Source organism: Thermotoga profunda AZM34c06, from assembly GCF_000828675.1.
In the GTDB taxonomy this organism is placed as follows: Bacteria; Thermotogota; Thermotogae; order Thermotogales; family DSM-5069; genus Pseudothermotoga_B; species Pseudothermotoga_B profunda.
This window is the reverse complement of record NZ_AP014510.1, coordinates 170,473-184,578: the sequence shown is the minus strand read 5'-3', so window position 1 is coordinate 184,578 and position 14,106 is coordinate 170,473. Positions and strand designations below refer to the sequence as shown.

The 14,106-nt window shown below is 38.8% G+C and carries 17 protein-coding genes; 16 read left to right on the top strand and 1 reads right to left on the bottom strand.

What is annotated here, in order from left to right:
• Positions 1-143: 143 nt before the first annotated feature.
• The 16 genes from rplU (at position 144) to TSP02S_RS00800 (ending at position 12,755) form a co-directional block, all read left to right on the top strand.
• Positions 144-464: a 50S ribosomal protein L21 gene (gene rplU, locus TSP02S_RS00875; protein WP_041081165.1), complete on the top strand. Its 321-nt coding sequence runs from the start codon at positions 144-146 to the stop codon at positions 462-464.
• Positions 464-799, top strand: coding sequence for a ribosomal-processing cysteine protease Prp (locus tag TSP02S_RS00870; RefSeq protein WP_041081164.1), 336 nt, complete (start codon positions 464-466; stop codon positions 797-799). Before rplU ends, TSP02S_RS00870 begins: the two co-directional genes overlap by 1 nt.
• Positions 768-1,037 carry a 50S ribosomal protein L27 gene (rpmA, locus tag TSP02S_RS00865; RefSeq protein ID WP_041081163.1) on the top strand — a complete coding sequence of 90 codons (270 nt, stop codon included), beginning with the start codon at positions 768-770 and terminating at the stop codon, positions 1,035-1,037. Before TSP02S_RS00870 ends, rpmA begins: the two co-directional genes overlap by 32 nt.
• 12 nt (positions 1,038-1,049) lie before the next feature.
• Positions 1,050-1,493, top strand: a complete 444-nt coding sequence (gene rplM / locus TSP02S_RS00860) for a 50S ribosomal protein L13 (RefSeq protein WP_041081162.1) — start codon at positions 1,050-1,052, stop codon at positions 1,491-1,493.
• A gap of 14 nt (positions 1,494-1,507) precedes the next feature.
• Positions 1,508-1,912 (top strand): 30S ribosomal protein S9, encoded by a 405-nt coding sequence (gene rpsI, locus TSP02S_RS00855; protein ID WP_041081161.1) that lies wholly within the window; start codon positions 1,508-1,510, stop codon positions 1,910-1,912.
• Between the two features lie 160 nt (positions 1,913-2,072).
• Positions 2,073-3,737, top strand: coding sequence for a DNA primase (gene dnaG / locus TSP02S_RS00850; RefSeq protein WP_041081160.1), 1,665 nt, complete (start codon positions 2,073-2,075; stop codon positions 3,735-3,737).
• 58 nt (positions 3,738-3,795) lie between these two features.
• Positions 3,796-4,917, top strand: a complete 1,122-nt coding sequence (rpoD, locus tag TSP02S_RS00845; protein ID WP_041083988.1) for an RNA polymerase sigma factor RpoD — start codon at positions 3,796-3,798, stop codon at positions 4,915-4,917.
• Positions 4,918-4,929: 12 nt separating this feature from the next.
• Entirely contained in the window at positions 4,930-5,904 is a 975-nt protein-coding gene (locus tag TSP02S_RS00840) for a PhoH family protein (RefSeq protein ID WP_041081159.1), read from the top strand.
• Entirely contained in the window at positions 5,888-7,318 is a 1,431-nt protein-coding gene (locus TSP02S_RS00835) for an HD family phosphohydrolase (protein WP_041083987.1), read from the top strand. The genes TSP02S_RS00840 and TSP02S_RS00835 overlap by 17 nt, the downstream gene beginning before the upstream one ends.
• Complete coding sequence (gene ybeY, locus TSP02S_RS00830) at positions 7,311-7,667, top strand: rRNA maturation RNase YbeY (protein ID WP_052465455.1); 357 nt, start codon at positions 7,311-7,313, stop codon at positions 7,665-7,667. The genes TSP02S_RS00835 and ybeY overlap by 8 nt, the downstream gene beginning before the upstream one ends.
• On the top strand, positions 7,657-8,892 hold the full coding sequence (locus TSP02S_RS00825; protein ID WP_041081158.1) for a DUF1015 domain-containing protein: 1,236 nt from the start codon (positions 7,657-7,659) through the stop codon (positions 8,890-8,892). Before ybeY ends, TSP02S_RS00825 begins: the two co-directional genes overlap by 11 nt.
• Before the next feature lie 63 nt (positions 8,893-8,955).
• Complete coding sequence (locus tag TSP02S_RS00820) at positions 8,956-9,645, top strand: zinc metallopeptidase (RefSeq protein ID WP_041081157.1); 690 nt, start codon at positions 8,956-8,958, stop codon at positions 9,643-9,645.
• 23 nt (positions 9,646-9,668) lie between these two features.
• Positions 9,669-10,562: a LacI family DNA-binding transcriptional regulator gene (locus tag TSP02S_RS00815; protein ID WP_041081156.1), complete on the top strand. Its 894-nt coding sequence runs from the start codon at positions 9,669-9,671 to the stop codon at positions 10,560-10,562.
• The gene (locus TSP02S_RS00810) at positions 10,559-11,449 is read left to right on the top strand and encodes a DMT family transporter (RefSeq protein WP_052465243.1); all 891 of its coding nucleotides are present in this window, start codon (positions 10,559-10,561) and stop codon (positions 11,447-11,449) included. Before TSP02S_RS00815 ends, TSP02S_RS00810 begins: the two co-directional genes overlap by 4 nt.
• Positions 11,394-11,894 carry a nitroreductase family protein gene (locus tag TSP02S_RS00805; RefSeq protein WP_041081155.1) on the top strand — a complete coding sequence of 167 codons (501 nt, stop codon included), beginning with the start codon at positions 11,394-11,396 and terminating at the stop codon, positions 11,892-11,894. Before TSP02S_RS00810 ends, TSP02S_RS00805 begins: the two co-directional genes overlap by 56 nt.
• Positions 11,895-11,897: 3 nt before the next feature.
• Positions 11,898-12,755 carry a pseudouridine-5'-phosphate glycosidase gene (locus tag TSP02S_RS00800; RefSeq protein WP_041081154.1) on the top strand — a complete coding sequence of 286 codons (858 nt, stop codon included), beginning with the start codon at positions 11,898-11,900 and terminating at the stop codon, positions 12,753-12,755.
• On the opposite strand, the gene TSP02S_RS00795 is transcribed toward TSP02S_RS00800, so the two are convergent.
• A complete protein-coding gene (locus tag TSP02S_RS00795; RefSeq protein ID WP_082025834.1) occupies positions 12,734-14,095 on the bottom strand; it encodes a sensor domain-containing diguanylate cyclase in 1,362 nt (453 codons plus the stop codon). The two genes, TSP02S_RS00800 and TSP02S_RS00795, sit on opposite strands and share 22 nt — an antisense overlap.
• Positions 14,096-14,106: the final 11 nt, after the last annotated feature.

Genomic DNA, 14,106 nt, shown 5'->3' with positions numbered 1-14,106 from the left:
TCTTAAAGTTTCATTATTTTAACTAAGTAGGTGGTAAAATATCAAAGCGTAAAATTTGCAGAAGCACTTGAAAAATGTGAGAAAAGTTCCTTTTATAAAAGGAGCTACATTTTTCAGTGCATGTTGCCAAGGAGGTGAATGTGTTGTACGCGATTATCGAAACTGGAGGAAAGCAGTACAAGGTTACAGAAGGAGATACTATCGCAGTTGAGAAATTGCCACAACAACAAGGAGAACAAGTCGTTTTTGAGCGTGTACTTCATCTTTCGACGGACTCAGGTGCAAAGATAGGCAAACCCTATTTGGAAGGTTGCACAGTTATTGGTACTGTGATGACTCATGAAAAGGCTAAAAAGGTGACGATCGTAAAGTACAAATCTCGAAAAAATTATCGTCGCGAGCGAGGCCACAGACAGTGGTTCACATTAGTGAAGATTGAAAAGATACAGACTGGTGAAGCATAGTGATAAAGATTACGTTTTGCAAGTTATCTGAGCATTATCTTTCTTTTATTGCTCGTGGACATAGTCATTTTGATGTTAAAGGTAAAGATATAGTATGTGCTGCAGTTAGTTCGTTGGTTCAGCATACTGCCAGAATTCTTCATGATCGTTGTGAAGCAGTTGTTAAGAAATCCCATGGAAAACTCGAAGTTTTATTGAGAAACCCGAGTGAACTGTCTGACATATTGATAGATGAATTGTACAAGAGTCTGTATGATCTGCAGGAACAATTTTCCTCGAATCTTTCTGTGGAGGTGAATGAGGATGCGAATCGATATACAAATGTTTGCTCATAGAAAAAGTGGTAGTACCAATGGCCGGGACAGTCGACCAAAGTATTTGGGTGTCAAAGTTGGAGATGGTCAGAAGGTTCTGACAGGTAATATCATCGTTAGGCAGAGGGGAACTAAAATACATTCTGGAAAAAATGTGGCCTGCGGCAAGGATTTTACCCTTTATGCTCTAAGAGATGGTATTGTGAAGTTCTATGTGAAAAACAACAGGAAATTCGTTGATGTTATACCCCAAGAGTGAGGAGGAATCGTCATGGCGCGTCCATTTCCGATACAGAAAACTACGGTTAATAGAGAAGCTGGGAAAAAGTGGTATTTGGTTGATGCTTCTGGGAAGGTGCTTGGTAGACTCGCAAGCCAAATTGCAAAATATTTAATGGGGAAAAATGAACCCACCTTCTTTCCAGGAGTCGATACAGGTAATTATGTTGTGGTTATAAATGCAGAAAAAGTTGTGCTAACTGGTGATAAACTCGATAAAAAGATATACTATCGCTACTCCGGGTATCCTGGTGGTTTGAAGGAAAACAGTGCAAGGCAGATTCTTGAAAAGCATCCAGAGAGATTGCTATATCTTGCTGTCAAAAGGATGCTTCCAAAAGCCGCACTTGGAGATAAGTATTTAAAGAGACTCAAGGTCTATGCTGGAAATGAACATCCACATGAGGCTCAAAATCCTCAGCCTCTAAAGCTTTGATGGGAGGGTAAATGATGCCAGAGAAAGTAGTATATCATGGTTTGGGTAGGAGAAAAACTTCTGTAGCAAGAGTCTATCTCTTTCCTGGTCAAGGTAAGCTGACGATAAATGATAAGCTCTTTAATTCCGCAGAGGAATACTTCAAAGACCAAGTGAGGGCAAGGCAAGCCTTTGAACCGTTGTTTATCACGAAGATGAATGATAAATTTGATGTTTTCGTAAGGGTCGAAGGAGGAGGGCTCTCGGGTCAAGCTGGTGCAGTAAGGTTAGCAATTGCACGTGCTCTTGTAAAACTCGATCCTGATTTGAGACCTACATTGAAAGCTCAAGGTTTGTTAACGAGAGATCCACGCATGGTTGAGAGAAAGAAATACGGTTTGAAAAAAGCTCGAAGGGCTCCTCAGTATTCGAAACGTTAATCTTTTTTGGGGTGTCAAATACGACACCCCTTTTGATGAACTTTTTTCTATAAAATCAGTCAAAAGTATCTGGTATTAAGATTCCGCAGATTGCTACCTTTCTGTCCGACGGGAGGAAGGTTTTCTGACAACTTCTTTCTTGGGACGTTAGAATTTCACGATGGTGAGCAAAGAGATTATTGAAAAGATCAAGCGTGAGATAGACATAGTTCAGGTCATCTCACAATATATTTCGTTGCAAAAAGTTGGTTCGAGTTATAGAGGTTTGTGCCCATTTCACAGTGAAAAAACCCCTTCTTTCCATGTTAACCCAGTTCTTAAGTTGTACCACTGTTTTGGTTGTGGGGCTTCTGGTGATGTCATAAAATTCATTCAGGAAATCGAACATCTTTCTTTCCAGGAAGCTTTGCAAAAACTTGGTCGAATGATCAACATAGAGATAAACTTTGACACCAAGCAGTCTGACAAGGAAAGGTATATTGATTTTCTAACAAAGATTCATACTGAATACAAGAAACAGTTGAAACAAAATCAAAGGGCAATGAAATATTTATTAGACCGTGGTTTCAAAGAAGACGAAATAGAGTACTATGAGTTTGGTTATTGTCCAGTCGATTCGAAGCTGACTTTGCAGGTTGCGACTAAGCTTTCTGTTCCAATATCGAAGGTTATTCAATACGGTGTTATAAAAAAGACTAAGACACAAGAATATTCAGATCTTTTTGAAGGAAGGATAGTAATTCCGATAAAAGACGATCTCGGAAGAATCATAGCCTTCGGAGGCAGATCGATTGACAATCGTGAGCCCAAATACCTCAATTCTCCTGAAACGAATTATTTTTCAAAGCGTTCAATATTTTTCTTATTGGACAGGGCGAAAAAAGTGATCAAAAGTGTCAATTTTGCAGTCATCACAGAAGGATATTTCGATGCGATAGCATTCCACAGAGCTGGAGTTACGAATGCAGTAGCAGTACTTGGAACGAATCTTTCCAAGGAGCATTTATCAAAACTTGGATCATTGACCAAAAACGTGATACTCTGTTTTGACACAGATGAAGCAGGACAAAGGGCAACACTGAAATCTTTGAAAACATTAATAGACATGTCTTTTGACGTAGCAGTTGCCTTATTTCAAGAGAAAGATCCAGATGAAGTTTTCAGGACAGAAGGTTCAGAGAATCTGAAGAAGGTATTGAAAAAAGCCGTGCCTTTCGAGGAATACATAGTCGATTTTTACTCGAAATTTTTTGATCTTTCATCGGCTGCTGGTTGTGAGAGGTTCTTGGACCAGCTCAAGACTTGGGTACAATCTCTATTGAGTACTCAAAGGATCCAGAGATATGAGAATTTACTGAAGGCAATTTCAACAAAGGTGAAATTTTCAACAGCTCAGCTCATGAGTTATTACAGAAATGACAGTTTTTATAAAGAGCAAACTACGAAAACAAACCTTCCAAGTGATGAAGATTATGTGATATATCTTTACATAACTCAGGAAGATCTGAGAAATGAGCTATCCAAAATAGATAAATCTGTTATGAGCGATAGAACAAGAAAAATCCTTGAAATACTCGAGAAAGATCTTGATATATCCGATCAAGATGAAGAGATTAGAAGATATGTCTTTGATTTAATGTCGAGGATACCTTCTGGAGATTCTTTGAAAATATTTGAAGACATAAAAAAGCGCTTTGCAAGAAAAACAATTGAAAAGCGTTTGTCACAGATAGACGGTAAACTTGCCAATTGCAAGAGTGATGAAGAAAGAAAAGAACTTTTGCAAGAAAGGTTGAAGTTGATTAAAATGACCGGAGGTGATTGAGATGGGTCACGAGGAAATCAAAGAAGAAATCGAAGAGAAAAACGAGCAAAAGCAAGTTATGACAAGTGAAGAAATAGAAAAGAGAATAAAATCTCTTATAAAAACCGGTAAGAAAAAAGGATTCATAACGTATGATGACATAGACAAAGCCTTTCCGCCAGATTACGAAGGTTTTGACACCTCTTTGATAGAACGGATATACGAAGAGCTCGAAAAAAACAAGATCAATATTCAGGATACAGAACCCGAAGCCCTGGAAGATTTGGAAGATGGCACTATAGAATCCGAAATCCCAAGTCTTCTTGAAGAGGGTCCAGAAGTATATGACAACGTGGCTTTGAAAGATCCTATTAAGATGTATCTGCGTGAGATTGGAAAGATACCTCTGTTGACTCCGTCGCAAGAACGGGAACTTGCGAGACGTGCACAGGTTGGCAATGAAAGAGCCAAGAGAAAGCTTGTTGAGTCAAACCTTAGATTAGTGGTGAGCATAGCTAAAAGATATATAGGGCGCGGTTTACCTTTCCTCGATCTGATTCAAGAAGGTAATATAGGTTTATTGAAGGCTGTAGAAAAATTTGACTGGAGAAAAGGATATAAATTCAGTACGTATGCCACGTGGTGGATCAGGCAGGCTATCACACGTGCAATAGCTGATCAGGCGAGAACTATAAGGATACCAGTTCACATGGTTGAAACCATTAACAAACTCAATAGAATAACAAGAGAATATTACCAAAAATATGGTGAACAACCTTCACTCGATGAACTCGCCAAACTCATGGATAGACCTGTCGACAAAATAGAAGAGATACTTCAAGCATCTAAGGAAACAGTTTCATTAGAAGCACCAGTTGGTGAGGATGAAGATTCAACTGTGGGAGATTTCGTAGCAGATGAGAACATAGCATCTCCCAAAAAGGAAGCCATGAGAATGTTGATGCGTGAAGAACTCGAAAAGGTTTTGAAAACTCTCAATCCAAGAGAAGCGATGGTTTTAAAAATGAGATATGGATTACTTGATGGAAAAGCCAAGACTTTAGAAGAGGTTGGGCAATATTTCAATGTCACAAGAGAAAGAATCAGACAGATAGAGGTTAAGGCTTTGAGAAAACTAAGACATCCTTCGAGAAGTAAGTACCTAAAATCTCTCTTTTCTCTGCTTGATCAGCAGGGATGAGGTAAAATAATCATGAGAGGTGGTGTGAAACTGGCATCAAAGATTATTGAAGTTCCAAATAATGTTGATATGGTAGTTGTCTTAGGGCAATACGATAATAAGCTGAGATTTCTAAGAAAAAGGTTTTCTGTGAATATAGATATCTCGGACAAGAAAATCACGGTGACTGGTAACGATGAATCTATAGTTGAAACAGTTGAGAATATAATCTCCCAAGTTGTCACTGCTGCCAGAAAAGGTTACGTTATGGATTGGAGTGAATTTGAATCCTTAGTTGATTTTTATTCATCATGGGATGGATCTTCAGCACAGAGTTCTCAGGAAACTATTTTATCAGGTAGAATCAGACCCAAGACAAAAGGTCAAGTTGAATACATCGATGCAATGAGAAGATTCGATGTTGTGTTTTCGATAGGACCTGCAGGAACAGGTAAAACATACCTTGCAGTGGCGATGGCTTTGGATTATCTCAAGTCGGGAATTGTTCAGAGAATCATACTCACAAGACCTGCTGTTGAAGCCGGCGAAAGATTGGGATTCCTGCCTGGTGATCTGGTTGAAAAGGTGGATCCGTATCTCAGACCTATTTACGATGCCATAATGGATATGATGCCTGCTGAAAAATTTTACACTTACAGACAAAAGGGAATAATTGAAATTGCGCCACTTGCATTCATGCGTGGAAGGACATTGAACAACTGTTTTGTAATCCTTGATGAAGCACAAAATGCAACTCATCAACAGATGAAGATGTTTTTGACAAGAATTGGCTTCAACTCCAAAGCAGTTATAACAGGAGATGTGACTCAAATAGATATAGACAGGGGCAATTCGGGCTTAATAGAATGTGAGAATATTCTCAAAGGTATCGATGGTATAGGTTTTGTTTATTTATCTGAATCCGATGTTGTGAGACATCCTGTTGTCAAAGAGATCATCAAAGCATACGAAAATTATGAAAGGAACAGACATGAAAAAAGTAGCTAATTTCTTCTGGTCAAACTGGCTTGATTTTGTCGTTGTTTTCCTGTGTTTTTTCCTAATCGAGTTACCACACTTACCAAACCCACTCGTTCTGGTGAATGTCTATGTTGTTGCATTGATCTTGTGGTTTGTGATCGTTAAACCAAAAATCAATGAAAGACCTTTCGTTTTGCACAGGTCATATTTTATTTTGTTCTGTCTTATCATCTTGTTCGGCGCTCTCATGTCAAAGGTGATAGTGAGACAATTTGGTTCTTATTCATCCCCTTTTTTTATTCCGATCACGTTGATAGCTCTTTTGTATAGCAAAGAAGTGGCTGTGGCAGCATCAGTTTACTTGGCAATTGTTTTTTCAACGACTTTAGGATTCAACAGCCTGGGGTTTACCTTAATGCTGAGCACTTGTTTAATCACAGCAGTGGCGAGCTCAAAAATAGAGAAACGTATGCAAGTTGCGAAATCCGCTTTTATCGTCGCTGCGATCTCGGTGATTTTCTATCTATTACATGTGAAATTGCAAGGTGCAAAGTTCGATTATTTACAAATTGCTATTGCCTTTGTCACACCTTTTATCTCTTCAATTATTTGCATAGGTGTCATTCCGTTTATAGAATATGCCAGTATGATATATTCTAATATCGATTTGATAGAACTTGGGAATTTGAATAACCCATTGCTAAAAACACTTTCTCTGAGGGCTCCTGGTACTTACTACCATTCATCAATGGTTGCGAACCTTGCCGAAGCCGCAGCTCAAAGAATAGGAGCAAATGCCATTTTGGCAAGGACAGCTTCGTATTTTCACGACGTTGGTAAGGCAAAAAGGCCATATTTTTACACTGAAAACATTTATCAGGAAAATCCCCACGATGAACTCAACCCGAAGTTGAGTCATTTGGTTATTCAAGATCATGTCAAGTCAGGCTTAGAAATGGCAAGAAGGAATAGGTTACCACTCCTTGTCCAAGATGTGATCCCGCAGCATCATGGTACGCGTGTACAGAAATATTTCTACCACAAATCAAAGGAACTTGGGGAAGAATTGAGTGAAAATGAGTTTCGATATCCAGGACCAAAACCACAATTCAAAGAAGCAGGTATAATAATGTTGGCAGACGCAGTCGAAGCGGCCGCAAGGAGCTTAAAGAATCCTTCGGCAGGTCGTGTTCAAGCAATGGTTGAAGAGATAATATCAGGAATATACAACGAGAGAGAGCTCGATGAATCTGGATTGACTTTGAAGGACTTAGAAGCCATTGCTGAAGAATTCACCAAGGTCTTGCTGAACATGTTCAAGAGTCGTATAGAATATCCAAAGGAAGAGATAAAGAAGGTGATCAGTCTTGCCCAAAATCCAGATAATCAACAAAACAAGAAGTTCAATAAACAAAACCTTGATAAAGAAAATAGTGGATAGAGTTCTAAAGAATGAGATTGGTGAAGTGAAAGTCAACGTGATTTTTGTTGGGGAAAGGCACATAAAAGATCTCAACAGAGATTATAGAGATATCGATTCACCAACAGATGTACTCACCTTTCTTTATAAAGACCAAGATTTGTTTGGAGAGATATTCATCTGTCCAAGACAGGTAGAAAAAAATGCTACAAAATATAAACAGCCTTATCTGACTGAATTAATTAGAGTCGTGATACATTCCTGTCTTCACCTGAGCGGCTATGATCATGAGCTGAGTGATAACAGATCAAAGGAAATGTTTATCAAACAAGAAGAATACCTCAAGGAGGTTGAACGATATGATAGTTAAGCCATTCATGGCGCTGAGACCTAAGAAGGAATTTGCCCAAAAGGTCGCTGTAAAACCTTACGATGTAATAAGTTCCGAGGATGCAAAAAAGGTCGCGCAAAACAATGAATATACATTCTATAAAGTAACAAAGCCTGAAGTGAATTTTGATATGCAAATTGAACCGAGTTCAGAAATAGCACTCGAAGCAGCAAAGAAAAATCTTCAATGGTTTGTTGACTCTGGTGTTTTCTTTCAGGATCGTGAATCTTTCTACATATACAAACAAATCGCAAAAGACCACACTCAGATAGGTTTAGTTGCGACATTCTCAGTTGATGAATATCTGTCAGGTAAAATAAAAAAGCACGAACTGACCAGAAAAGATAAGGAGGAAGAAAGAGCAAAACATATATACCATTTGAGGGCACAAACTGGACCGGTTTTTTTGATGTACCGTTCCTCTGAAGAAATAGACAGATATATAGAAAATCTCGCTCAAGGTGAAGCTGAGTATGATTTCATTGACGAGGATGGTGTTAGACAAATTGTTTACGTGGTACAGGATAAAAAGATTATCGAGGAGATAAAAACGCTCTTTGATAAAGTAGATAGTTTTTATATCGCGGATGGTCATCATCGTGCTGCCTCTGCAGTGAGAGTTGCTCAGCTTCTCAGAGAAGAAAACAGAGTACACACAGGAAATGAAGAGTACAATTTCTTCTTGGCTGTTCTTTTTCCACACAAACACCTACGTATATATGATTATAACCGAGTCGTCAAAGATTTAAATGGTATGAGCGAATATGAATTTTTATCAAAAATCGAAAAGATCTTTGATGTATCCATATCAAAGGAAGGCGTTTACAAACCTAAGATGAAGCACGAATTTGGGATGTATTTGAACAGAACGTGGTATAGATTGGCACTCAAGAAAGAATTGGTGGATGATTCTGATCCTATTAAAGCCTTGGATGTCTCGGTTCTGCAAGAACATGTTTTAGATAGAATTCTCGGAATAAAAGATCCAAGGACCGACAAAAGAATAGACTTCGTAGGTGGTGTCCATGGTTTACAGGCTTTACAAGATTACATTGATAAAAAGGGATGGGCTGTAGCGTTTTCATTGTATCCAACATCGATAGAAGATTTGATGAAAATCTCAGATTCTGGGAAGATAATGCCACCAAAATCAACTTGGTTTGAACCAAAACTGAAAAGTGGACTTTTTGTTCATTTAATTTGAAAATTCAGCAAAGTTTCGAACGGTTTTTGAAGATAAAATGTCCTAACTGAAGGAGGTGAAAATGTGTTCTTTTACGATCCGACTTTCATAATTCTTATACCTGCCTTGTTATTGGCAGTATGGGCTCAGATCAAAGTTAGTGCCGCCTTCTCTGAATATTCAAAGGTAAGATCGGTAACGGGTTTCACGGGCAGTCAACTTGCAATGAGATTACTGGATAGTGCCGGCATATACGACGTACGTGTTGAATCATTGCCCGGTCATCTGACAGATCATTACGATCCAAGAACAAAGGTTGTAAGATTATCTTCTTCAACCTATGCGAGTCCTTCCGTTGCCGCTCTTGGTGTTGTGGCTCATGAAATAGGTCATGCAATCCAGCATGCTGAGAAAAATCCAGCCCTTGTCTTCAGAACTATACTCGCACCAGTTGCAAATCTTGGATCATCACTCGCCTGGATTTTGTTCATAATGGGCCTTGTCTTTGCATTGCCTGCTCTTTGGCAATTTGGAATCGTGCTCTTTGCTTTAGCTGTACTGTTCAGTTTGATAACACTGCCCGTGGAATACGACGCAAGCAGAAAGGCAATGAAATTACTCAGGGAAAACATCATGATGTCTGAGGAAGAACTCAAAGGAGTCAAGAAAGTTCTGAGTGCAGCGGCTTTGACATACGTTGCAGCAACTGCTATGTCAATCTTGCAATTGTTGAGAATGCTTCTAATCGCCGGTGCATTTGGCAGAAGAGATTAAAACAAAGCCGTGGGGGGCTGTTCTTGAAAAAGGTAACCATCAAAGATATCGCGAATATCGCGGGTGTGTCTATTTCTACAGTATCCCGCGTTTTGAATGGAAAAGGAAATGTCGATCCACAGTTGAAGGAAAGAGTTTTACAAGTGATAAAAGATACCAATTTCCAGCCGAGTAGTTTTGCTCGTTCTTTCAGAAAAAGTTCAATGCAAATTGATGTGGTATTAAGTAAATGGGAAGAACATTATCTTCGGGTACTTCGTGGATTGACTGAGAGCTTAGGAGAGCAGCAAATTTCCGTTATTCCTAAGACGAACTTGAACAACCTTGGTGATTTCGTTGTTGCAATTGGCGAGGACTTCGACGATAAGCTGAATGCTTCAATGACTATTGGACAGGAATTGTCATCTTGTTCAGTTGTCTTTGATCATTTTTCAACGTTGAATTTGATAGTGAGTGAACTATTGAGTAAGGGAATAGATAGTTTTGCTTTCCTATGTGAAGGTTTATCAAACTACAGGGCTTGCAAGCTGTACGGTGCATTTATGAAGATCATGTTTCACCATAAAATTGAATCCTATGAAATAAAGATGCTCAATTCAAAAGATCCTTATGATGTCGCTAAAGAGTTGTCTATTTTGCCCGGTGCGATTTTGTGCAGTAAAGATGAAATAGCGGCAGGTGTTATGAAAGCCTTTAAAGACGAGGGGATAAAGATACCACAGCAAGTTTCCATCATTGGGTATGGAAATTTTTCCTGTGGAAGTCTTTTGGGTCCATCTTTGAGCAGTGTAGAATATATGAATGAAGAAACTGGGAGGATTTGTGGCCAATACATCCTCAAGATGATCAACGGTGAAGAGATACCCAAAAAGATAGTTTTGAGCACAAGACTGGTGAAAAGAGAAAGTAGCCTATGAAAAGAGCTGTACTTTTGTTGCTCGTTGTTACATTCATATGGGGTTTGACCTTTCCTATACAGAAAATAGCATTGGAAGGTATTAATCCATTTTTCTACAATTGCTTGAGGTTTTTAGTTGCATTTCTTTTGGCGGTTATTTTTTTCAGGAGAAAGTCTTCTTGGAAAAAGGGATTGATCTTAGGTCTTTTCCTGGGTATTGCATATGCAGCTCAAACGAGTGGTTTGAAGATAACGAGTTCAACCAAAAGCGGATTTATAACATCTTTGTATATACCATTTGTACCATTTTTTTCGTACATCATCGAGAAAAACAGACCGACTTTGTTCCAAATCATCTCGTTTTTGGCTTCTATCGTCGGGCTCTATATGCTCAACGATCCTTCAAAAGATCCTTTCAATCTCGGCGATTTTTTGACATTGGTGTGTGCAGTGGCTTTTGCGATTCACGTGGTGTTGATAACTCACTTTACAAAAACCAGTGATGATGAGGTGTCACTTCTTGTTCCACAGTTTTTGCTGACATCTGGTATCAACTCTGTTTTGATTCCGTTAGGTGGTAGTTTGAAGATAAATCTTGCAATGACTTGTGCCCTTTTATTCACAGCATTTTTCGCAACGATCTTTGCGATTTGGGTGCAACTCAAATTTCAAAAACACGTTGGTTCGAATGTTTCTGCCATTATATATGTTGGGGAACCGATTTTTGCAGCCTTGTTTTCATTCATAATTCTGTCTGAAAAAATGTCTCTGATTCAATTTTTTGGTATGATCTTATTGATTTCAGCCATGATCATGGGAACTATCAAGTCATACCGTGGAGGTGGTTCTAATGAGTATCATTTATCAAAGAAGGAGTATCAGAAAGTATCAGGAAAGGGATGTTGATGATGAACTTGTCTTAGAGATCATAAGAGCTGGGATGCACGCACCTTCCGCAGGAAATGAACAACCTTGGCATTTTGTTGTAGTGAAAAACAAAGAGACAAAAGAAAAAATCGTTCAAGTGCATCCTTATGCGAAGATGCTCTTAAAATCACCGGTTTCTATTGTTGTCTGTGCCGATCTAAACCTTGCCAAATTCAGAGACTTTTGGGTTCAGGATTGTTCAGCGGCAACACAAAATATTCTTTTGAGAGCAACGGAACTTGGACTTGGTGCTGTGTGGTGCGGTATTTATCCTGATCAAGAGAGAGTAGAGAATTTAAGAAAAGTGTTGAATCTGCCGGAAAATGTGGTGGCATTTTCATTGGTTTGTGTGGGATATCCTGCTGAAAAACCCGAACCTGTTGATAGATTCAAAAAAGAACGCATTCATTTTGAGAGATGGTAGACGATGTTTGAGAAAAAACTCGCGCTCGAATCCACGGTTATCGCCCACGGTTTGCCCAAACCATTCAATATAAATGTTGCGTTAGAACTCGAGAAAATAGCAAGGCAAAACAATTGCACACCATATACTATAGGTATAATCGACGGACAAATCAGAGTTGGTTTAACTGAAAAAGAGATAACTGAAATTGGTACAAGAAAAGATGTGATGAAGGTTGGTACCGCTGAAATAGCAATTGCGGTAACTTTAAGAAAATGGGCTGCAACGACAGTGAGCGCGACAATGCGCATAGCACATTCAAATGGAATAAAAGTCTTTGCAACTGGAGGTATAGGTGGCGTTCATTCGACTGAACATTGGGATGTGTCTCAGGATCTTTTGGAACTTGCAAGGACAAGGATGATAGTTGTGAGTGCCGGGCCAAAATCGATTTTGGATCTCAAGTCAACCATTGAGATGCTTGAGACTTTACAGGTTACAGTTGTTGGTTATAAAACAGATAGACTGCCTGCTTTTTACTGTAAGTCCACCGACTTTCCCATTGCGAGAGTCGAAGATACTGAACAGATAGCTTCTATTTTCTTGCATAAGGAGAAAATGGATTTACCTGGCTCGTTGCTTGTCTTCAATCCGATCCCAGATGAATACGCAATCAGCCAAGAAGTTTTTGAGCAATGGCAAAAGATGGCAGAAAAAGATCTTCAAAATTGTAATGTCGAAGGCAAGAATGTCACGCCATTTCTACTCTCAAGACTGGCTCATTATTCGAATGGCAAAACAGTTCAAAGCAACGTAGAACTTCTCAAAAACAATGTAAAGCTTGCCTGTGATATCATCAATCAACTTTGGAAGATGCAATAAGGTTTGTTCTGGTTTTTGGCACAATACATGGCCCTGTCGGCATTGCGCAGGATTTTTTCAAAATCATCACCATCTATTGGATATTCTGCGATGCCGATGTTAGCTGAGATTTGAATTTTCTGATCACCGATGATTATCGGAGCTTCAACTTGATCGATCAATCTCTTGGCAAAATGTATTGCAAGATCCTTAGGCGTTCCTGTTAACAGAAAGACAAATTCATCTCCACCGATTCTCGCTACGAAATCACTTTTCCTTGTGCATCTTTTCAACCTTTTTGCTATGACACTCAAAACCACATCGCCTACTTGATGGCCAGAATTATCGTTTATCCTTTTGAAATTCATCAAGTCCAGGTAAAGAATACTCACGGGTTCTTCTTGTCTGCTTGAGAGAGCTAAAATTCTTTCGGCTTCTTCTTGAAGAAATCTTCTGTTTGCAAGGCCAGTGAGTGGATCATGATATGAAAGAAAACGCATTTGCTCAGCTTGATTTTTGATTTGCTCTTCTAATTCTAATCTTTCAAAAATCACTCCTATTTGCACAGCAAAAATTTTTGCAAAATCAATTGATTCCTCATCAAAGGCATTTGGATCTTCGAAATTATCAAGGTTGAAAAAACCTATGGTCTTTTCGCGAACAACGATGGGTATTGTCATCATCGCTTTGATTTGTCTAAACCTACCTACTTTCTCAAGGATTTTTCTTCTTTTCTCATCCAATCTTTCATTAATTGAAAAATCTGTCACTATCATCACATCTTTTGCCAATCCTTGTGCCAATTCATTTTTGTGGAAAAAGACCTCTGAAAGTTCTAAAAGGTTATAACCAACAGCGGCTTTGTACACATAAACACCTTTCTCTTCAACAAGAACACTGCCTGCTTGTACCTTAGGTACATTCTCAACTGCTTTTTCCAATATGAATTGATACGGATTTTCTATACCATCTTTGAGAATCTTTGTGATGACTTGAAGAATGACTTGTTGACATTTGTTTTTTCTTGAGAGTTTCTCTGTCAATTGTTTCAATTCTGTCACATCAGTCATTGAAACTAAGGACTTCTGAGTACCAGGGATTGTTTTAATGTGTACCAAAATTTCCTTGATTTCATTTTTGTTGGGATTTCTCAACGTGAGATAGAATCGATCTGGGGCGGGTAAGTTTTCTCTTTTCAACTGGTGGTATTGTTTCATTTTTTCAAAATCTTTGGGATGTACAAGATCAGTCCAATTCATCTTTTGCAATTCTTCCTTCGAAAAACCGATCAATTCACACATCTCTTTGTTGGCAAAATAAACCATGAGATTTTCGTCAAAAACTGCCACAGGAACACCCACTAATTCGAGTA